The organism is Pseudomonas sp. RIT623 (assembly GCF_004519305.1).
GTDB lineage: Bacteria > Pseudomonadota > Gammaproteobacteria > Pseudomonadales > Pseudomonadaceae > Aquipseudomonas.
Window position 1 is genome coordinate 86,128 of sequence record NZ_SOZA01000005.1, and the last position, 21,610, is coordinate 107,737.

The window sequence follows — 21,610 nt, forward strand, 5'->3', positions numbered from 1 at the left end:
GATCTACCTCAGAACCCCATGCTGAAGCTCACCACCACCCCATGGTCGCGGTTCTCGCTAGACAACTGCCCGGAGTACCCGACCCCCAGCTTGCCACTCGCGCCAACCGACAGGTCCACCCCTGCCTCCACAACCGCGGCGTCCTTGGCGATCGGCACGCCCTCGGTGCTGAACCCGGCGCCACCACCGATGAAGCGCAGGTCGGCATCGGGCTTGTCGTCGCCGAAGGCATGGCGCCAGCCCAGCGATACCCGTGGGGTGATCTGGCTGCCGTTGTCGAGGGTGATGCGCTTGCCGGCGCGCACGCCAAGCGTGGAGAAGGTCACGTCCTGCTTGACCTTGCCCTGCAGGCGCCCGGCCCCGCCTTTCTCATGGGCGGTGTCGCTGTCGTAGTTGACGTAGGCCAGCCCGGCGAACGGCTCCAGGGCGATGCCAGCGGCGTCGATGGCATAGCCCACCTCGCCGAACACCTGGGCGCTGCGCGCCTTGTACTTGGCTTTCAGGCGATCGCTGTAGCTGCCCACCTGGACATCGCGCTTGCTGTCGATATCGTGCCAGCTGTAAGCCACGCCCAGGCGCGCGGCGAAGGCGTCCAGCTGGTAGCCGAGGTAGGTGGTCAGGTGGTAGCTGTCCACCGTGGCGTCCGAATGGCGACGGTGCGCATCGATGCTCGAGCGGGTGTAGCCGGCGGCGGCGCCGACCTTCCACTGGTCATCCAGGGCACGGTCGGCACCGAGCATGAAGCCCGACAGGTCGCGGTCGACACTGGCATGGCTGCTGCTGCCGTCGTAGGTGCCCCAGCCGCCGATGGCACGGATCCAACCCACTGCCTGGCCCTGGCAACCTTCGCTGGTCAGTTGCTGGTTGGCGGTCGGCGCCAGGGTCCGACGCGGGTCGTCCTGGTTGCTGCAATCGGCCTGGCGCAGGCGGTCGCTGACCGCGTCGCGGATGTAGCGCGAGTCCTCGATCAGCACGGTCGCGGTGCTGGCGTGGATCTCGCCGGACAGGCTGTCGAACGCGGCCTGGGCGCCCTGACGGTCGAGCGGCAGCAGGTTGTTGACCAACGCTGCCGGTGCCCCGGCACTGCTCAGGGCATTGGCCACGCCACGCTGGTTGCCGGTGGCGGCGACCTCGGCGAACGAGGTGCCGTTGCGGCTGACCGACAAGGTCACCTGGTTGGCGCCGTAGGCCAGCGCGCTGTTGATGAACGCCGAGTTGGCCAGGTTGGTGGTGGCGAAGGTGCCATTCACCCCGCCCGCGGCGTTGACCACGGTGTACTGGCCATTGCCGCTGGCGAGGTTGGCCACCATCAGGCTACCGCCGAGGTTGGCGGTGCCACCCACGTTCAGGTAGTTCACCGGCGCGGTGCCCAGGTCGATGACCAGGGTACCGCTGGCGCCATTGGTGAAGTTGCCCGAGACGTTCAGGTTGCCAGCCGGCCCCGGCAGCACGGTGCCGTTGTTGGTCAACCCGGCGACGGTGCCGTTGCCAGTCAACGCAGCGCCATTGGCCACGGTGACCTGGGCGCCGAGGTTGCTGCCCGGGTTGCCGGCATCGCCGACTTGCAGCACGCCCTGGTTGACGTTGAAGGCGCCGCTCAATGGCTGGTTGCCGGTCAGCAGCAAGGTGCCGCCCCCCTGCTTGGTGGTGGTGCCGGTGCCGCTGAGGGTGCCATTGAAGGTGCCATTGCTGCCTTGGGCGAAGACCAGGTTGGCATTGTTGAGGATGTTGCCCTGCAGGCTGGTGGTGTTGCCGACCAGGGTACCGCCACTGACGGTGGTGCCACCGCTGTAGGTGTTGGCACCGGCCAGGATCAGCGTGCCGGCGTCGAGCTTCTCGATGCCGCCGCTGCCCACCAGAGGCGCGCTGACGGTGGCAGTGGCGCCGGCGTTGACCCGTACCGACGCCAGGCTGCCATCCGCGTCGTTGACCGGGGTCAGGCTGCCGCCGGCACCGGGCACCACCTGGTAGCCGTCGCTGAGGAACTGCAAGCCCTCGAACGACTGGTTGCCGACCACGGTGACGGTACCCGGGGTACCGCCGAATACCGCGTAGCCGCCACTCCAGCCTTCGTTGCTGGTACCGCTGGCGTTGGTCCAGCCGGTGTTCGAACCCCAGGTACCGCTGCCACCGCCGATGCTGCCATCAGGGTTGGTCTTGCCGCCGTTCCAGAACTGCAAATCCTCGCCATAGTTCTGCACTACCAGGTTGATCTGGTTGGCGATGGCCGTCTGCAAGGTCAGGTCACCCAGCACCACGCTGCCCGGAATGGCGCCGAACACCAGGCCATTGTCGGTCAGCGCGCCAGCATAGTTGAACAGCTGGTACACGCCGGTGCCGAAGCCGCCGGCATCGGTGATGTTCAGGGTACCGTCGAGCACCAGGTTGCCGTTGACCTTGACCACGGTAGTGGACGCAGCCGGGGCGCCGAGGTTGAAGTCCAGGGCACTGCCTGAGGCCAGGTCGAGGCTGCCCACGGTGAGCGGCGTGGCGCCCTGGCCAGCGGCCAGGGTGGCGCCATTGGCGATCTGCACCGCGCCGCCGTAGGTACCGCTGCCGCCCAGGCGGGCGCCAGTGGCGACCTGCACGCTGGCACTGTCGAGGCGGCCGTTGACCAGCAGGCTGCCGGCGTTGACCTGGACCGCGCCGGTCAGGCCATTGATGCCGGTCAGCAGCAGTTCGCCGGTGCCGTTCTTGGTCAGGGTGCCAGTACCGGTAAGGTTGCCGGTGTAGCTGCCGTTGGCGTTCTGCTCGAAGGTCAGCGCCGCGTTGTTGAGGATCGCGCCTTGCAGGCTGGTGGTATTGCCGACCACGCTGCCTGCGTTGATCTGGGTGCCGCCGGCGTAGGTGTTGGCGCCATTCAGGGTCAGCAGGCCGGCGCCGTTCTTGATCAGCCCACCGCTGCCACTGACCACACCGTTGAGGGTCAGGGCGTTGCTGCCGCCGATGGCCAGGGCGCCATTGAGCACGGCGTCGTTGGCCAGGGCCACGGCGGTATTGTTGTCCAGCGTGGTGCCGCCAGCGGCAGTCAGCACGCCACTGCCCAGCGCGCTGTCGTTACCCAGCACCAGGGTGCCGCCGTTGAGCGCGGTGCCGCCGCTGTAACCGTTGGCGGCGTTGAGTACCAGGGTGCCGGCATCCTGCTTGGCCAGGCTGCCGGTGCCATTGAGCGCGACGTTGAGGGTGGCGGTGACGCCTGGGTTGACCCGCAGGTTGCTGACACCATTGCCCAGCAACTCACCCGCCGTGCCAGCGTTGAGCACATAGCCATCGGTGAGGAACTGCAGGCCGCCGATGCTGTGGCTGCCGTCCACGGTGACAGTGCCTGGAGCACCCTGGAACACCGCGAAGGTGTCGTTCCAGGTGCTGTTGAGCACGCCATTGGCGTCGGTCCAGTTGCTGTTGGTGGCGTTCCAGGTGCCGCTGCCGCCCTCGATCAGGCCGTTGGCGACGGTCTGGCTGCCATCCCAGAACAACACATTGCTGGCCCCGCCGACCACCAGGTTGACCTGGTTGGCGATGGCGGTCTGCACGGTCAGGTCGGTGACCGGCACGGGCGTGCTGCCGAACGCCATGCCGTTGTTGGTCAGGCTGCCGCCGTAGTTGAACAGGCTGTACACGCCAGCACCGAACCCACCGATATCGGTGATGTTCAGGGTGCCGCCAAGGGTCAGGTTGTTGGCCACATTGACCAGCGGCCCGCCGCCCGTGCCAGCAGTGCCCAGCGAGGCATTGAAGTTGGCGCCGCTACCGAGCGTCAGGTCGCCGGCACTCAGGGTGCTGCCGGTGATTGCGTTGAGGTTGCCGCCGTTGGCCACGTTCACCGTCCCGCCGAGGCTGCCGGCACCGGCCAGGGTGGCGCCGCTGGCAACGTTGACCGTGCTGCTGGCCAGGCTGCCATCGACCTTCAGGCTACCGGCCTGGACGTTGGTAGTACCGCTGTGGCTGTTGACCGCGCTGAGCGCCAGGACACCGACGCCGAGCTTGTTGAGGGTACCGGTGCCACCGATGTTGCCGGCGAAGTTGCCGCCTTCGACATTGAGGCTGTTGCCCGGCGCGATGTCGATTGCCCCGCTACCGCCGATATCGCCCAGGGTGGTGTTGCCATCGAGGTTGAGGATAGCGCCACTGCTGACATTCAGCTCGCTCTGGGTACCCAGGGCGGTGGTGCCGAGGGTGCTGAGGCTGCCAGACAGCAGGTTGAGAACACCGCTGAAGGTATTGTTGCCCGACAGGGTCAGGTCGGCCAGGCCGCTCTTGTTCAGCGTGCCGGCGCCGCTGAGCACGCCGGCCAGGTGCAGGTCGTTGCTGCCCAGCACATTGAGCACACCGCCGACATTGACCGGGTTGGCCAGGGTCACGGCACTGGCGGTATCGAGGTTGGCGTTGCCGGTGACATCCAGGCCACCCGTGCCGAGGGCGGCGTTATTGCCCAGTACCAGCGTCCCGGCCTGCAACTCGGTCCCGCCGCTGTAGGTGTTGGCGCCCATCAGCGCGAAGCGGGCGAGCCCGGCCTTGAGCAGGCGACCACTACCGCCGACGGTGCCGGCGAGGGTCAGGTCGTTGCTGCCCACGATCGTCAAGTCACCGGTGGTGTTGATGGTGTTGGCCAAGGTCACGGCCTGGCTGCTGTCCAGGCCGGTGCCAGAGGAGGTGTTCAGGATGCCGGTGCCCAGGGCGGTGTTGGAGCCCAGCACCAGGATACCGCCAGTGAGCGCCGTGTTGCCGGCGTAGGTGTTGATGCCGCTCAGCGATAGCCGCGCAGTGCCCGACTTGACCAAGCCGCCAGCACCACTGATGACGCCGCCCAGGGCCAGGTCATTGCTGCCGGCGATGCTCAGCGGGCCAGCCAGGGTGATGGCGTTGCCCAGGGCGACCGCCTTGTTGGCATCCAGGCTGGTGCCGGCGGCGGCGGCAAGCACGCCACTGCCCAAGGCACTGTCGCTGCCTACCACGATCGTACCGCCACTGAGCGTGGTGCCCCCGCCATAGGTATTGATGCCGTTGAGCACCAGGGTGCCGCTGTCGAGCTTGTTGAGTTTGCCACTGCCGGTCAGGCCGACATCGAGGGTGGCGGTCACGCCCGGATCGACCCGCACGCTGGTGTCGCCGCTGCTGCCGTTGACCAGGTTGAGCGCGCCAGCGGTGCCGGCCAACAGCCGATAGCCATTGCTGACGAACTGCATGCCGCCGAGGCTCTGGCTGCCGTCGACGGTGACATCGCCCGCGGTGCCCTGGAACACCGCGAAGTTGCTGGCCCAGGTGCTGTTGGCCAAGCCGTTGAGGTCGGTCCAGTTGCTGTTGCCGGCGTTCCACACGCCGCTACCGCCATCGACTTGGCCGTTGGCCACATTCTGGCTGCCGTCCCAGAACTGGATGTTCAGCCCGGCGGCGCTGACCAGCAGGTTGACCTGGTTGGCCAGGGCGGTCTGCAAGGCCACGTCAGCCAAGCCGACACCCAGTGGCAGGCTGCCGAAGTCTAGGCCGTTGTCGGTAAGGCCGCCGCTGTAGTCGAAGAGCCGGTACACGCCGTTGCCAAAACCGCCGACGTTACTGACGTTGAGGGTACCGTCGAGGGTCAGGTTGCCAGCGACGTTGAACAGCGCGGTGGTGCCACTGGACGGCGCGCCAAGGCCGGCATCGACGATCGAACCGCTGTTGAGCACCAGGCTGCCGAGGCCCAGGGTGGCGCCGCTCTGCCCGGCCAGGTGACCGCCGTTGTCGATCACCACCGCGGCATTGGCGCTGCCGCTGCCGGCGAGGGTCGCCCCGCTGGCCACGGTGAGCAGGTTGCTGCCCAAGGTGCCGTCGACTTTCAAGGTACCGGCGTTGACCTGGGTATTGTCGCCCAGGTTGCTGGTGCCGGTCAGGGTCAGGGTGCCGCTGCCGACCTTGGTCAGGCCGCCCAGGCCGTTGAGGCCACCGGCGAAGGTGCTGCCGAGGTTGTTGCCGCCCAGGCTCAGGACGCTGCCGACGCCGACATCGACCAGGCCGCTGCCGGTCAGGCTGCCGAGGCTGGCGTTGCCATTGAGGTTGAGCTGGCCGCTGGCGCCGACGTTGAGGGTGTCGACGTTGGCCAGCACACCGCTGCCGAGGGTGGTGAGGGAGCCCGCCTGAATATCGACGTTGCCGGTGAAGGTCTTGACGCCGACCAGGGTAAGGTCGTCGACACCGGTCTTGACCAGGTTGCCACTGCCGCCGAGATCGCCGCTGAAGATCAGCGCATGGGTGGTTTCGACAGTCAGGTTGGCGCCGTTGCTCAGGGCGAGGGTATTGCCCAGGGCCATGGCCGAGCTGTTGGCCAGGGTGGCGTCGGCGGTGACCGCCAGGGTGCCGGTGCCCAGCGCACCGCTGCTGCCCAGGGTCAGGCGCCCGGCGTTGAGCTGGGTGCCGCCCTGGTAGCCGTTGTTGCCATTGAGGGTCAGGTTGCCGCTGCCGTTCTTGGTCAGGCCTGCGGTGCCGTTGATCACGCCGTTGAGAGTCAGGTCGTTGCTGCCCTCGACGCTCAGGCCTGCGTTGAGCGTGACGTTATTGGCCAGCGTGGTGCTGCTGGCGCCGCTGCTGAGGGTCGAGACACCGGCGACGGTCAGGGCACCCTGCCCCAGCGCGTTGTCATTGCCGACCACCAGCCGGCCGGCACCGAGGGTGGTGCCGCCCAGGTAGCTGTTGGCGCCGTTGAGGGTCAGGGTGCTGGCACCGGCCTTGTTCAGGCCGCCGACGCCATCCACCACGCCAGTGAGGGTCAGGTCGGTGCTGCCCGGCAGGTTGAGGGTGCCGCCCAGGTGCAGGTTGTTGGCCAGGGTAGCGCCCGCGCCGCTGGCATCGAGGCTGGTGTTGGCGCCAGTGCTGAGGTCGCCGCTACCCAACGCGGTGTTGCTGCCGACCACCAGGGTGCCGCCATTGAGGGTGGTGCCGCCGCTGTAGGTGTTGTTGCCGTTGAGGGTCAGGCTGGCCGAGCCGTTCTTGACCAGGCCGCCGTTGCCGGAGACCACGCCGCCGAGGGTCAGCGCCTGGCTGCCGCCAAGGGTCAGGTTGCCACTGGCGAGGTTGACGGCATTGGCCAGTACCAGCGCCTGGCTGGCGTCGAGGCCGGCGGCGCCGTTGACGGTCAGGACGCCGCTGCCCAGGGCGCCGGCATTGCCCAGCAGCAGGCTGCCAGCCTGCAGCGAGGTGCCGCCAGCGTAGGTGTTGCTGCCATTGAGCACCAGTTGCCCGGCACCCAGCTTGTTCAGCGCGCCGGCACCGCTGATGATACCGTCGAGGGTCAGGGCCTGGGTGTTGTTGACGCCGAGAGAGGTACCGGCGCCGAGGCCGATGGCGTTGGTCACTTGCAGCACGCCGGAGCTGGCCAAGGTACTGTTGCCAGTCACCGCCAGGTTGCCCGTGCCCAGCGCGCTGTTGTTGCCCAGCGTCAGGGTGCCAGCGCCAAGCGTGGTACTGCCTTGATAGGTGTTGGCTGCGCCGAGGGTGAGGTTGCCGGTACCGGTCTTGGTCAGGCCGCCGGTCCCACTGATCACGCCGTTCAATGTCAGGTCGTTGTTGCCGGCCAGGCTAAGGGTGTCGTTCAGCGCCACCTGGTTGGCCAGGGTCAAGGCACCCGTGGTGGCCAGGTTGCTGGCGCCGCCGACGACAAGGTTGCCGGTACCCAGCGCCTGGTTGTTGCCCAGGGTGAGCGTGCCGGCATTGAGGGTCACGCCGCCAACCAAGGTGTTGGCGCCACTGAGGGTGAGGTTGCCGGCACCGTTCTTGGTCAGGCTGCCGGCCCCGGTTACCAGCCCGCCCAGGCCCAGGTCGTTGCTGCCGGCGATGGTGAGGTTGCCCGCCAGGTTGACGGTGTTGCCGATAGTGATCGCCGAAGCGCTGTCCAGCGTGGTGCCGGCAGCCGCGTTGAGCTGGCCGAGGCCAAGGGCGCTGGCGCTGCCGAGCACCAGGGTGCCGGCATTGAGATTGGTGTTGCCCAGGTTGCCATTGCTGCCGTTCAGGGTCAGGGTGCCGCTGCCGGTCTTGGTCAGGCCGCCGACGCCGGTGACGTTGCCGCCCAGGGTCAGGTTCTGCGCCCCGGCGATGGTCAGGTTACCGGCCAGGTTGATCAGGTTGGCCAGGGTGACGTTGGCATTGCTGCTCAAGGTGGTGCCACCGGCTGCGTTCAGGGCACCCGTGCCCAGCGCCGTGTTGCTGCCGACCACAAGGGTGCCGCCGTTCAGGCTGGTAATGCCCTGCTGGCTGTTGCTGGCGTTGAGGGTGAGCGTACCCGCGCCGCCCTTGATCAGGCCACCGGTGCCGCTGAGCGTACCGTTGAGGGTGAGGTCGTTGCTCCCAGACAGGGTGAGGTTGGCGTTCAGGGCGATGGTGTTGCCAAGCGCCAGGTTGCCGGTGGAGTCCAGGCTTGAGGCGCCAGTGACGGTCAGGCCGCCAGTGCCCAGGGCCTGGGCGTTGCCCAGGGTCAGGGTACCGGCCCCCAGGCTGGTGCCGCCGCTGTAGGTATTGGCATTGCCCAGGGTCAGGTTGGCGCCGCCGTTCTTGATCAGGCTGCCAGTCCCCGATACCACGCCGGACAGGCCCAGGTCGGCGGAACCGGCGACGGTCAGGGCACCGCTGAGGCTGAAGGCGTTGCCCAGGGTGACAGCGGTATTGCTGTCCAGGGTAGTACCGTTGGCGGTGCTGACCGTGCCGGTACCGAAGGCGGTGTTGTTGCCGACCACCAGCGTGCCGCCATTGAACAGGGTGCCGCCGGTATAGCTGTTGGCGCCATTGAGCACCAACGTGCCGCTGTCGAGCTTGGCCAGTTGGCCGCTGCCAGAGAGGCCAACGTTGAGGGTCGCGGTGACGCCCGGGTCGACGCGCAAGGCGAAGGCGCCGTTGCTGCCGTTGACCAGGTCCAGGCCACCGGCGCCGATCAGGCGATAGCCGTTGGTGACGAACTGCAGGCCGGTGGCGGCCTGGGTGCCGACCACGGTGACATCGCCCGCGGTGCCCTGGAATACCGCGAAGTCGCTGGCCCAGCTGCCATTGAGCACGCCGTTGACATCGGTCCAGTTGGTGTTGCCAGCATTCCAGGTACCGGTACCGCCGTCGATCACGCCATTGGGCACGCTCTGCGCGCCATCCCAGAACTGCACGGTGCCGCTGGCGCCGCCGACCAGCAGGTTGATCTGACTGCCAATGGAGGTCTGCACCTGGAGATCGCCGGGCAACATGACGCCCGGCACGTTGCCGACCAGCAGGCCGTTGTCGACCAGCGCGCCGGTGTAGTCGAACAGCCGGTAGATACCGGTGCCGAAGCCGCCGAGGTCGGTGACGTTGAGGGTACCGTCCAGGGTCAGGTTGCCATTGACGCTGACCACTGCGGTGCCGCCGGTGGCCGGCGATGCCAGGCCGAAATCGAGGATCGAGCCACTGTGCAGGGTCAGCGCACCGGTGCTGAGGGTCGCGCCGCTATTGGCCAGCAGGTGCGCGCCATTGGCAATGTCGACTGCGCCGAGCAGGCTGCCGGTGCCACCGAGGCTGGCGCCGCTGTTGACCTGCACGCTGGCGCTGGCCAGCGAACCGGTGACGTTGAGCAGGCCGGCATTGACCGTGGTGTTGCCGCCGAGCACGTTGACGCCGGACAGCTCGAAGCTGCCGGTACCGGTCTTGATCAGCCCGCCACTGCCGGCCAGGGCACCGCTGAACACGCTGTTGAGGTTGTTGCCACCGAGGGTCAGGGCACCGCCGCCGGCGATGTTCACCGTGCCGGCCCCGCTCAGGCCACCGATGGTGGCGCTGGCGCCGAGATTGAGGCTGGTGCCGGCGCCGACGCTGACCGCCGAAGTGTTGCCCAGGGCCGTGTTGCCGACCGTGGTGATGCTGCCGCCAAGCAGGTCGATGGCGCCGCTGAAGGTGTTGTTGCCGCTGAGCGTCAGGTCGGACACGCCGTTCTTGATCAACCCGCCGGTACCGCCGAGCACGCCGCCCAGGGTCAGGTTGTTGCTGCCGCCGAGGGTCAGGTTGGCGCCGAGGTTGACGTCGTTGCCCAGGGTCATTGCCACGCTGTTGACCAGCGTCGAGGCGCCGCCGACGTTCAATGCGCCGGTGCCCAGCGCGGCGGCGTTGGCCAAGGTCAGGGTGCCGGCATTGAGGTTCAGGCCACCGCTGAAGCTGTTGGCGCCGCTCAGGGTCAGGTTGCTGCTGCCGTTCTTGGTCAAGGCCCCGGCACCGCTGATCACGCCGCCCAAGGTCGTGGTGTTGTTGCCTGGCAGGGTCAGGGTGGCGCCGTTGCCAAGGGCGATGGCGTTGCCGAGGTTGAGGGTGGCGCTGGAGTCGAGGCTGGCATTGCCGCCCACGCTCAGGGCGCCACTGCCGATGGCGTTGTTGTTGCCCAGGACCAGGGTGCCGGCATTGAGGGTGGTGCCGCCGCTGTAGGTGTTGTTGCCGTTGAGGGTCAGCACGGCGCTGCCGTTCTTGACCAGTGCACCGCTGCCGCTGATGAGACCGCCGAGGGTGGTGGCGTTGCTGCCAAGCACGGTCAGGGTATTGGCACCGAGGTTGATGCCGTTGGTCACGGCAACGGCGGTGCTGGCGTCGAGATTGGCGTTGCCGCCCACGGTCAGGGCGCCGATGCCCAGCGCGGTATTGCTGCCCAGGGTCAGGGTGCCGGCATTGAGCTGGGTGCCGTTGGTGTAGAGGTTGTTGCCGCTCAGGGTCAGGTTGGCGTTGCCGTTCTTGACCAGTGAACCGATGCCGCTGACCACGCCGCTCAGGCCCAGGTCGGCGCTGCCATCGATGGTCAACGGGCCGGCGATGTTCACATCGTTGGCCAGGCTCACCGCCGTATTGGCATCCAGGTGGGTACCGGCCAGGGTGTTGAGGGTACCGGTACCCAGCGCGGTGTTGCTGCCGACCACCAGGGTGCCGGCGTTCAGGCGGGTGATGCCGCTGTTGCTGTTGTTGCCGGTCAGGGTCAGGGTGGTGCCGCCATTCTTGGTGATGCCGCCGGCACCGGCGATGGCGCCGCTCAAGGTCAAGTCGTTGCTGCCGGGCAGGATGAAGTTGCCCGCCAGGTTGAGCGCGTTGCCAAGGTTCAGCCCGGCCACGCTGGTATCCAGCGTGGTGTTGTTGGCGGCGTTGAGCGCGCCGCTGCCCAGTGCGGTATTGCTGCCGACCACCAGGGTGCCGGCGTTGAGGGCGGTGGCGCCGCTGTAGGTGTTGTTGCCGCTCAGGGTCAGGGTGGCGCTGCCGTTCTTGACCAGGCCGCCAGTGCCGCTGAGGGTGCCGGCCAGGGTGAGGTTGCTGGTGGTCGGCAAGGTCAGGTTGGCGCCGAGGTTGACGGCGTTGTTCAGGGTCATCGCCGTCGAGTTGGCCAGGGTCGCCGGGCCACCGACCGTCAACGCGCCGGCTCCCAACGCGGCGGCGCTGGCCAGGGTCAAGGTACCGGCATTGAGGGTGAGGCCGCCGCTGAAGGTATTGGCGCCGCTCAGGGTCAGGTTGGTGGCGCCATTTTTGACCAGTGCGCCGGTGCCGCTGATCACCCCGCCCAAGGTGGTGGTGTTGCTGCCTGGCAGGGTCAGGGTGTTGCCGGCAAGATTGATGGCGTTACCCAGGTTCAGGGTACCGCTGCCGTCGAGGCTGGCATTGCCGCCCAGGGTCAGGCCGCCCGTGCCCAGGGCATTGCTGTTGCCCAGGGTCAGCAGCCCGGCGTTCAGGGTGGTGCCGCCGCTGAAGGTGTTGTTGCCATTGAGCGTCAGGCCGGCACTGCCGCTCTTGACCAGGGCACCGGTGCCGCTGATCTGCCCGGTCAGGGTGGTGGCGTTGCTGCCCAGCACGGTCAAGGTGTTGCCGCCCAGGCTGATGCTGTTGGTCGCCGAGACGGCGGTACTGGTGTCCAGGTTGGCGTTGCCGCCCAAGGTCAGGCCGCCGATGCCCAGTGCGGTGTTGCTGCCGAGAATCAAGGTACCGGCATTGAGCTGGGTGCCGTTGGTGAAGGTGTTGCTGCCACTCAGGGTCAGGCTGGCGTTGCCGTTCTTGACCAGCGAACCGATGCCGCTGATCACGCCGCTCAGCCCGAGGTTGGCAGTGCCGTCGATGGTCAGGGGGCCGGCGGCGATGACGTCGTTGGCCAGGCTGACCGCGGTGCTGGCGTCCAGGTGGGTACCCACGGCGGTGTTGAGGATGCCGGTACCGAGCGCCGTATTGTTGCCGACTACCAGGGTGCCACCGTTGAGGAAGGTGGAACCACTATTGGTATTGGCGCCGGTCAGGGTCAGCGTGGTGTTGCCGGCCTTGGTCAGGCCGCCACTGCCGGCGATGACGCCACTCAAGGTCAGGTCGTTGCTGCCCGGCAGGTTGAGGTTGCCGGCCAGGTTCAGGCCGTTGCCGATGTTCAGCCCGGCGACGCTGGTGTCCAGGCTGGTGTTGGCCGCGGCGTTGAGCACGCCGGTGCCCAGCGCGGTGTTGCTGCCCAGCACCAGGGTGCCGGCGTTGAGCGCGGTGGCGCCACTGTGGGTGTTGTTGCCGCTGAGGGTCAGGCTGGCGCTGCCGTTCTTGACCAGGCCGCCGGTGCCGCTGAGGGTCCCGGCCAGGTTGAGGTTGTTGGCGCCTGCCAGGGTCAGGTTGCCGCCCAGGTTGACCGCGTTGCCCAGGGTCAGCGCCGCGGTGTTGGCCAGCGTCGATGCGCCGCCCACGGTCAGGGCGCCGGTACCCAGCGCCGTGGCGCTGGCCAGGGTCAGGGTGCCGGCGTTGAGGGTGAGGCCACCACTGAAGGTGTTGGCGCCGCCCAGGGTCAGGTTGCTGCTGCCGTTCTTGACCAGCGCGCCGGTGCCGCTGATCACGCCGCCCAAGGTGGTTGCGCTGGTGCCAGGCAAGGTCAGGGTGTTGCCGGCCAGGTCGATGGCGTTGCCGAGGTTCACCGCCACGCCCGCGTCGAGGCTGGCGTTGCCACCCAAGGTGAGGCCGCCGGTGCCCAGGGCGTTGTTGTTGCCCACGGTGAGGACACCGCTGTTGAGGGTCGTGCCGCCGCTGAAGGTGTTGCTGCCGTTCAGGGTCAACCCGGCGCTGCCGCTCTTGACCAGCGCGCCGGTACCGCTGATCACGCCGCCCAGCGTGGTGCTGCTGGTGCCCAGCAGGTTCAGGGTATTGGCGCCGAGGTTGACGGCGTTGCCCAGGCTCACCGCCGTGCTGGCGTCCAGGCTGGCGTTGCCGGCGAGGGTAAGGGCACCGGTACCCAGGGCGTTGCTGTTGCCCACGGTGAGCTTGCTGGCGTTGAGGGTCAGGCCGCCACTGAAAGTGTTGTTGCCGTTCAGCGCCAGGTCCCCTGCCCCGCTCTTGACCAGTGTACCGGTACCGCTGATCACGCCACCCAGGGTGGTGGCGCTGGTGCCGAGCAGGTTCAGGGTGTTGGCGCCAAGACTGACGGCGTTGCCCAGGCTGACCGCGCTGCTGGCATCGAGGCTGGCGTTGCCCCCCAGGGTCAGCGCGCCGGTGCCCAGCGCACTGCTGGTGCCGACGGTAAGCTTGCCACCCGCCAGACTGGTACCGCCGCTGTAGGTATTGACGCCGTTGAGGGTGAGGTCGGCGGCGCCCGCCTTGGCCAGCGCGCCAGTGCCGCTGATGATGCCACCCAAGGTGGTGGCATTGTTGCCAGCGAGGGTGAGCGTGCCTGCGTTCAGGGCGATCGCGTTGCCCAGGTTGAGCGCCGAGGCACTGTCCAGGATGCTGCTGGCGGTCACTGTCAGCGCGCCGCTGCCCAGCGCCGTGTCACTGCCCAAGGTAAGCGTTCCGCCGCCCAGGGAGGTGCCGCCACTGAAAGTATTGAGACCATTGAGTGTCAGGCTGCCGGTACCGCTCTTGACCAATGAGCCGGTGCCGCTGAGCACGCCGCCAAGGGTCAGTGCGTTGCTGCCCGGCAGCGTCAAGGCTGCGTTCAGCGCCACCGCGTTGTTCAACACCAGCGGCACGCTGCCTTGCAGGCTGCCGGCGCCACTGACGGTCAGCCCGCCGCTGCCGAGTGCCGTGGCACTGGTCAGGTTGAGGCCGCCAGCGGCCAGGGTGGTACCACCACTGTAGGTGTTGCTGGCGCCAAGGGTGAGCAGCCCCGCACCGGTCTTGGTCAAGCCGCCGACACCCGAAACCACGCCGTTGAGGGCCATGTCGGTGGCACCGCCCACGTTCAGGCCGGCATTCAAGATCAGCGCATTGTTAAGGCCCAGGCCTGCCACCGTGCCCGCGAGGCCACCGCCGTTCACCGTGATGCCACCACTACCGAAGGCGCTGGCATTGTCGAAATTGAGCAAGCCACCGTTGAGGGTGGTCTGGGTGGTGCCGTTGAGCAATTGCCCGATCAACGACCAGGTACCGCTGTCGACGATCAGGCGGTTGAAGTTGATGTAGTTCGAGGCGTTGATGGTGCCGCTGCCGCTGGTGCCGCTGCCGCCACCGATGGCGTTCTGCAACGCCAGGGTGTTGGTGCCGCCGGAACCGCCGTCGACCACGCCGGCAGGCGCGAAGGCCAGGTTGGGGTTACTGGTGACCAGCAGCGATACACCGATACCGGCACCCGCGCTGAGGCTGGAGCCGGTGATGGCGTTGAAGCGGTTGGTGCTGCCGGCGCCCATGGACAGGCTGCCGGTCAGGCTCCCGGCGTTGGTGAAGGTGTTGCCGGCTGCCGACGCCTGAAATGCTGTGCGACCGAGCACGGTGCCGGTGTTGGTGAAGTCCACCGACCCGCCCCCGCTCACGGCGATGACCGGGGTGTCCTCGCTGAGGATCGTCAGGCTGGCCAGCGCCGCGGAGCCAATGCTACCGGCGTTGCTGATGGTGGTGACGCCACCGGCGGCGTTACGCACGTCCAGGGCCATGCCAGTGAGGTTCAACAGGCTGGCGCCGAGGACGGCGCCGGTACCGCGAATCACGCCCGTGGCATTGTTGGTGATGTTGATGGTACTGGCGGTGCTGGTGTTGCCGATCAGCGCCGCGGTGGACTGGATGCTCAGGATCCCCAGCAACGACGGGTTGACGGTACCGGAGTTGTTCAACGTGATGTTGTTGCCGGTGAGCGACAGCGCGGTGCCGCCCACGCCCAGCAGCACGCCCAGGGATGCACCGCTGTTGACGTTCACGGTGAGCCCGCTGGCGGCGTTGGAGTAGCTCGGTGCGAGCGGGTTGGCAGCGCCGTTGCAGGTCACGGTGGACCCGGCCAGGGAACAAGCCGCCAGCGCCTGTTCACTGGTCAGGCCCAGCGCCATCCCTCCCACCGCCAGACTGACAGCCAGAGACAATTGAGAGAGACGAGCAGGTAAACGGGCGGCAACAATTCTGTCCACGGAGAGCTCCTTCGTGGATCAGGCGGTTCAGTCCCTGAATGCGTGAACAGCGTTTGTCGCAGTGAATCTGGGCACGCGAACGGCGAAACACCTGACCATGGCTACAAATTTTCCTTTGCTGGAATGTGTAGCCGCTCGCAGCCGGCTGGCTGGGGGTCAGGGTCGGTCAAATGGTGTTAATACTTTGTCGAGGCGGCACGTGTTTCGCGGGTTTCAGCCGCTTGTGGGTTGGATCCAACCGACGAACGGTCATGGCGAATGGCCAATATGCTCGAGGCGCAGGCGGTCGATCACTCATCAAGCGACCTCGGCGCCCTCCTCTGGCCAATGCGGCTCGTTGGCCCCCGGCGGGGTCAATGGCGGCAGGCCATAAGCGGCGCGAGCCTCATCGCAACTAGGGTTGTGCTCGCCGTTTTCCCACGAAGCCTCGAACTCTCGGCACGTGCTGGAACGGTTCTGATAAATGGAGCACGCCACTTGCGTGCCGATCTCACCACCGAGGCTCACGCAGCGGCAAGGCTTGGCGTCGGTGCCAATCATGGCGACACGGGAGGGGTTGATCTGCACCACCAGATCGTCGGGCACCAGGCCGCCGGCGGACTGGCATTCACCCCAGAAGAAAGACACACGAAAGTAACCGCAGCAGGCGCCGCAGGACATGCAAGGATTCTGTTCGGACATGATGGCCAGGAAGGGAGGTTGTTGTTATCCGGGCGAGCGCCCGCGGCGCTATTTGTAATCCAGCCGTGAACGGCTGAGAAGAGGGGCGATGAAAAAAAGATGGCCGCTTATCGCGGCCTCAAGCTGTTAGCGACAAGCGGCAAGAAAAAGCTTTGCTCTTCCCTGCCCCGCTCAATATGCAAAGCCGCAAGAAGGCTGTATTGCACAGATCGACTTGCGGCTTGCAGCTTACTTGCTGGTCACCCCATCAGCCCGGAACATCTGGCGGATGCCGCGAATGGCCTGGCGGATGCGATCCTGGTTCTCGATCAGGGCGAAGCGCACATGATCGTCGCCGTAATCACCGAAGCCAATTCCCGGCGACACACAGACCTTGGCCTCGGCCAGCAGTTTCTTGGAAAACTCAAGCGACCCCAGGTGCGCATACTGCTCGGGGATCTTTGCCCAGACATACATCGAGGCCTTGGGGTTCTCGACCATCCAGCCCAGCTCGTGCAGGCCCTTGACCAGCAGGTTGCGGCGCTGGCGGTACTGCTCGGCGATATCGCGCACGCACTGCTGGTCACCCTCCAGCGCGGCAATCGCCGCAACCTGCAAGGGTGTGAAGGTGCCGTAGTCGTGGTAGCTCTTGATCCGCGCCAGGGCACTGACCAGCTCGGGGTTGCCGACCATGAAGCCGATCCGCCAGCCGGCCATGTTGTAGCTCTTGGACAAGGTGAAGAACTCCACCGCAATATCCTTGGCCCCCGGCACCTGCATGATCGACGGCGCCTTCCAGCCGTCGTAGACGATATCGGCATAGGCCAGGTCGTGCACCACCAGTACATCGTACTGCTTGGCCAGGGCCACCACGCGCTCGAAAAAGTCCAGCTCGACGCACTGGGCCGTGGGATTGGACGGGAAGCCAAGGATCATCATCTTCGGCTTGGGAATCGATTCGCGAATCGCCCGCTCCAGCTCATTGAAGAAGTCCACGCCCGGCACCAGCGGCACCGAACGCACCTGGGCGCCGGCGATCACCGCGCCGTAGATATGGATCGGGTAGCTGGGGTTGGGCACAAGCACGGTATCGCCGTGATCGAGGGTGCCAAGCATCAGGTGCGCCAGGCCCTCTTTCGAGCCGATGGTGACAATGGCCTCGCTTTCCGGGTCGATCTCGACCTCGTAGCGATCCTTGTACCAGTTGGAGATCGCCCGGCGCAGGCGTGGAATGCCGCGCGAGGTGGAGTAGCCATGGGTGTCGTCGCGCTGGGCGACCTGCACCAGTTTCTCGACGATGTGCGGCGGCGTGGCGCCGTCGGGGTTGCCCATGCTCAGGTCGATGATGTCCTCGCCACGGCGGCGGGCAGCCATCTTGAGTTCGGCGGTGATATTGAAGACGTAAGGGGGGAGACGATCGATGCGCGCGAAGCGGCGCGGCGAACCTGAGTTGGCCATGGTGTTCCTCTGCAGACGTAAGCGCCCGGAACCGTCCGAGCGACGTTGGCCGCTGTGGCGACCGAAACAGAAGATAATCCCGAAATACCAAACAGGTAAAGGATAAATTCCTGTTTATCTACATGTTTTTAGGCTTAATAGTTGAAAATACCTATTTCACAAAACAGCACAGGATATTATCGCGAGGTAAGCCTGCTCCCCCAGGAGTATCCACTGCATGGGAGCGGGCTGCCCCGCGATGGCATCAGCTTGAAAGCGCCCATAAAAAAACCCTGGCACCAGGCCAGGGTTTTTCAGATAACAGCCCGCTGTATCAGCGTGCGTAGGTCATCAGCACATCGGCCGCGGTCTGGCTGTCCACGCCCATCATCACGCTCAGGGCGGTGACGGTGAGGATGGAGAAGCCGAACACCTTGCGCGCCCATTTGCTGTCGTCCTCGGCCTTGTAGCCGCCCCAGGCCATGTACAGCCAGTACAGGCCCATGGCGGCCGCCACGGCGAGGTAACCCAGGCCGGCGTATCCGCCCAGGGTCAGCATCAGGGTCGCCAGCACGAAGGCCAGCACATACAGCACGATCTGCTTCTTCGCCGCGAGGATACCGCGCGCCACCGGCAGCACCGGAATGTTGGCGGCGCTGTAATCCTTGAAGCGGAAGATGGCAATGGCAAAGCTGTGCGGCATCTGCCACAGGCTGAACATCACCAGCAGGGTGACCGCGGCCAGGTCGAAGCTGTTGCTCACGGCGCAATAGCCGATCACCGGAGGCATGGCACCGGACAGGCTGCCGACCAAGGTGCCGTGCACCGATTTACGCTTGAGCCACAGGCTATAGAAGCCGACGTAGACCACGAAGCCCACCAGGGCGCAGAACGCCGCCAGCGGATTGGCCTGGACATACAGCAGGCTGAAACCCGCCACCCCGAGCAGGGTGGCGTAGATCAGCGCCAGGGGCAGCGACATGCCGCCCTGGACCATGACGCGGTTCTTGGTGCGCTCCATCTTGTGGTCGATGTCACGGTCGATGCAGTTGTTGAACACGCATCCGGACGCAACCACCAGGGACGTACCGATCACCACCGCCAGGAACAGGGCGAAATCCACATGCCCCTTAGCGGCAAGGAAGAAACCGCCTGCCACGGAAAGCACGTTACCGAAAATGATCCCCGGTTTGGTGATTTGGATAAAGTGCTTCACGGACATGCAGTCTTACCTCACTTGGCCAACATTTCGAAGTGGATGCTGAACATGATCCACAGCGACAGGCCGACCAGCAGAGCGATCACCAGGGTGGTGAACAGGAACGTCGACACATTGGAACGCTGCTCTTTCGAGCGGTCCATGTGCAGGAAGTACACGAGGTGTACAACCACCTGGATGACGGCCATGGCCACCACGATCAGAACGGTCAGGTTCTTCGGCAGGCTCGGGTACATCACCAGGCCGAACGGGATCGCGGTCAGGATGATCGACAGGATGAAGCCGATCATGTACGACTTGACGCTGCCGTGGTTGCCTTCGTGATGAGTGTCGTGTGCGCTAGCCATTACAGAACTCCCAGCAGGTAGACGACGGTGAACACGCAGATCCAGACCACGTCCAGGAAGTGCCAGAACAGGCTCAGGCAGCTCATGCGGGTCTTGGCGGTCGGCGTGATGCCGTGCTTGTTGATCTGGTACATCATGATTGCCATCCAGATCAGGCCGGCAGTCACGTGCAGACCGTGGGTACCTACCAGGGCGAAGAAGCCCGACAGGAAACCACTGCGCTGCGGGCCGAAGCCCTCGCTGATCAGGTGATGGAATTCATAGATTTCCATCGCGATGAAGCCAGCACCGAACAAGAAGGTCACGGCCAGCCAACCCAGCACGCCACCCTTGTTGCCTTTGAACATCTGCAGCATGGCGAAGCCGAAGGTGATCGAGGACAGCAGCAGGAACAGCGTCTCGACCGCAACGAAGTCGAGCTGGAAGATATCGTGACCCGACGGGCCGCCGGCAAAACTGCCGGACAGCACCGCGTAGGTGGCGAAGAGCGACGCAAACAGGATGCAGTCGGTCATCAGGTACAGCCAGAAACCGAGGACGGTCATCTGGCCCGAGTCGTGGTGGTGGTCATCGTGTGCATGGTCATGACCATGCGCGCCACCGTGGATTACTTGACTGGACATTGATTACACCCGTTCAAACGATTCGACACGTGCGCCGCCGGCAGGCAGTGCACCAGCGTTGGCCAGCGCTTTCATGCGCTCGCCTTCGATGCGCGCCACTTCTTCGGCCGGAACCATGTAGCCCTGGTCGTCACGCGCGGCGTGGCGAACGAAGACGGCGATGGTCGCAACCAGGCTCGCGCCCACCAGCCACCAGATGTGCCAGATGAAGGCGAAGCCGAACACGGTCAGCAACAGACCCATGAACAGACCGGTGGAAGTGTTGCTCGGCATGTGGATCGCTTCGTACTTGGCCGGAGCCTTGTACGCGGCGCCGGCTTGCTTGGCTTCGTGCCAGGCGTCCAGGCCAACGTGCTCAGGCATGTGGGCGAAGTTGTAGAACGGAGGTGGCGACGAAGTCGACCATTCCAGGGTACGGCCGCCCCATGGGTCGCCGGTGACGTCCATGTTGTCCTTGCGGTCGCGAACCGAGACGTAGATCTGGATCAGCTGGCAGGCGATACCGAACAGGATCAGCACGGCGCCGACCACGGCTACGTACAGGTAGGGTTCCCACAGCGGGTTGTCGGAGTGGTTCAGACGACGGGTCATGCCCATGAAGCCCAGGGCGTACAGCGGCATGAACGCTACGTAGAAGCCGGAGATCCAGAACCAGAAGGCAGCCTTGCCCCACTTCTCGTTCAGGGTGAAACCGAAGGCTTTCGGGAACCAGAAGGCGAAGCCGGCGATGTAGCCGAATACCGCGCCACCGATGATCACGTTGTGGAAGTGGGCGATCACGAACAGGCTGTTGTGCAGAACGAAGTCAGCACCTGGAACAGCCAGCAGGACGCCGGTCATGCCACCGATCGAGAAGGTGACCATGAAGCCCAGGGTCCACATGATCGGCGCGGTGAAGCGCAGACGGCCCTGGTAGATGGTGAACAGCCAGTTGAACAGCTTCACACCGGTCGGAATGGAGATCAGCATCGTCGCCAGGCCGAAGAAGGTGTTGACGCTGGCGCCGGCACCCATGGTGAAGAAGTGGTGCAACCAGACCGCGAAGCCCAGGATGGCGATCGCGCCCGATGCGTAGATCATCGAGTGGTGACCGAACAGGCGCTTGCCCGCGAAGGTCGAGGTGACTTCCGAGAACACGCCGAAGGCCGGCAGGATCAGGATGTAGACCTCAGGGTGACCCCACGCCCAGAACAGGTTGACGTACATCATCGGGTTCCCACCAAGCTCGTTGGTGAAGATGTGGAAGTCCAGATAACGGTCAACAGTCAGCAGTGCGAGTGCGGCGGTCAGGATCGGGAAGGAAGCGACGATCAGCACGTTGGCCCAGGTGCAGGTCCAGGTGAAGATCGGCATGTCCATCAGCTTCATGCCAGGGGCGCGCATCTTCATCACGGTGACGAGGAAGTTCACGCCGGTCAGCGTCGTACCCAATCCGGAGAGCTGTAGCGCCCAGATGTAGTAGTCGACACCCACCCCAGGGCTGTATTGGATACCCGCGAGCGGCGGATAGGCAACCCAGCCGGTCTTGGCGAATTCACCAACGCCCAGCGAGATGTTGACCAGCAGCACGCCTGCCAGCAGCAGGTAGAAGCTCAGGGAGTTCAGGAACGGGAAGGCAACGTCACGTGCACCGATCTGCAGAGGAACCGCAAGGTTCATCAGGCCGGTGAAGAACGGCATCGCCATGAAGATGATCATGATCACACCGTGGGCGGTGAAGATCTGGTCATAGTGTTCAGGCGGCAGGTAGCCTTCGGAGCCACCGGTGGCGGCGGCCAACTGGGTACGCATCATGATGGCGTCGGCGAAGCCGCGCAGCAGCATGACCATAGCGACGATGATGTACATCACGCCGATTTTCTTGTGGTCGACCGTGGTCAACCACTCGGTCCACAAGTACGACCACTTGCGGAAATAGGTGATGGCACCAACGACAGCGATACCACCGAGCGCGATCATGGCAAGCGTCACCATGACTATCGGCTCGTGATACGGTATCGCCTCCAGAGTTAATTTACCGAACATCTC

At 65.5% G+C, this 21,610-nt stretch carries 7 protein-coding genes; all 7 read right to left on the reverse strand.

Annotated elements, in window-relative coordinates; genetic code table 11:
* Positions 1 to 8: 8 nt before the first annotated feature.
* Positions 9 to 15,296: an autotransporter-associated beta strand repeat-containing protein gene (locus E3U47_RS05620; protein WP_256660227.1), complete on the reverse strand. Its 15,288-nt coding sequence runs from the start codon at positions 15,294 to 15,296 to the stop codon at positions 9 to 11.
* A 297-nt stretch (positions 15,297 to 15,593) separates the two neighbouring features.
* Positions 15,594 to 15,977 carry a YkgJ family cysteine cluster protein gene (locus E3U47_RS05625; RefSeq protein WP_134690011.1) on the reverse strand — a complete coding sequence of 128 codons (384 nt, stop codon included), beginning with the start codon at positions 15,975 to 15,977 and terminating at the stop codon, positions 15,594 to 15,596.
* A gap of 228 nt (positions 15,978 to 16,205) precedes the next feature.
* On the reverse strand, positions 16,206 to 17,414 hold the full coding sequence (gene alaC / locus E3U47_RS05630) for an alanine transaminase (RefSeq protein WP_134690012.1): 1,209 nt from the start codon (positions 17,412 to 17,414) through the stop codon (positions 16,206 to 16,208).
* A 313-nt stretch (positions 17,415 to 17,727) separates the two neighbouring features.
* Positions 17,728 to 18,615: a heme o synthase gene (gene cyoE / locus E3U47_RS05635; protein WP_028689798.1), complete on the reverse strand. Its 888-nt coding sequence runs from the start codon at positions 18,613 to 18,615 to the stop codon at positions 17,728 to 17,730.
* Between the two features lie 11 nt (positions 18,616 to 18,626).
* On the reverse strand, positions 18,627 to 18,959 hold the full coding sequence (gene cyoD / locus E3U47_RS05640) for a cytochrome o ubiquinol oxidase subunit IV (RefSeq protein ID WP_134690013.1): 333 nt from the start codon (positions 18,957 to 18,959) through the stop codon (positions 18,627 to 18,629).
* On the reverse strand, positions 18,959 to 19,582 hold the full coding sequence (gene cyoC, locus E3U47_RS05645) for a cytochrome o ubiquinol oxidase subunit III (RefSeq protein WP_134690014.1): 624 nt from the start codon (positions 19,580 to 19,582) through the stop codon (positions 18,959 to 18,961). Before cyoC ends, cyoD begins: the two co-directional genes overlap by 1 nt.
* 3 nt (positions 19,583 to 19,585) lie before the next feature.
* A complete protein-coding gene (cyoB, locus tag E3U47_RS05650; RefSeq protein WP_134690015.1) occupies positions 19,586 to 21,607 on the reverse strand; it encodes a cytochrome o ubiquinol oxidase subunit I in 2,022 nt (673 codons plus the stop codon).
* Positions 21,608 to 21,610 lie beyond the last annotated feature (3 nt).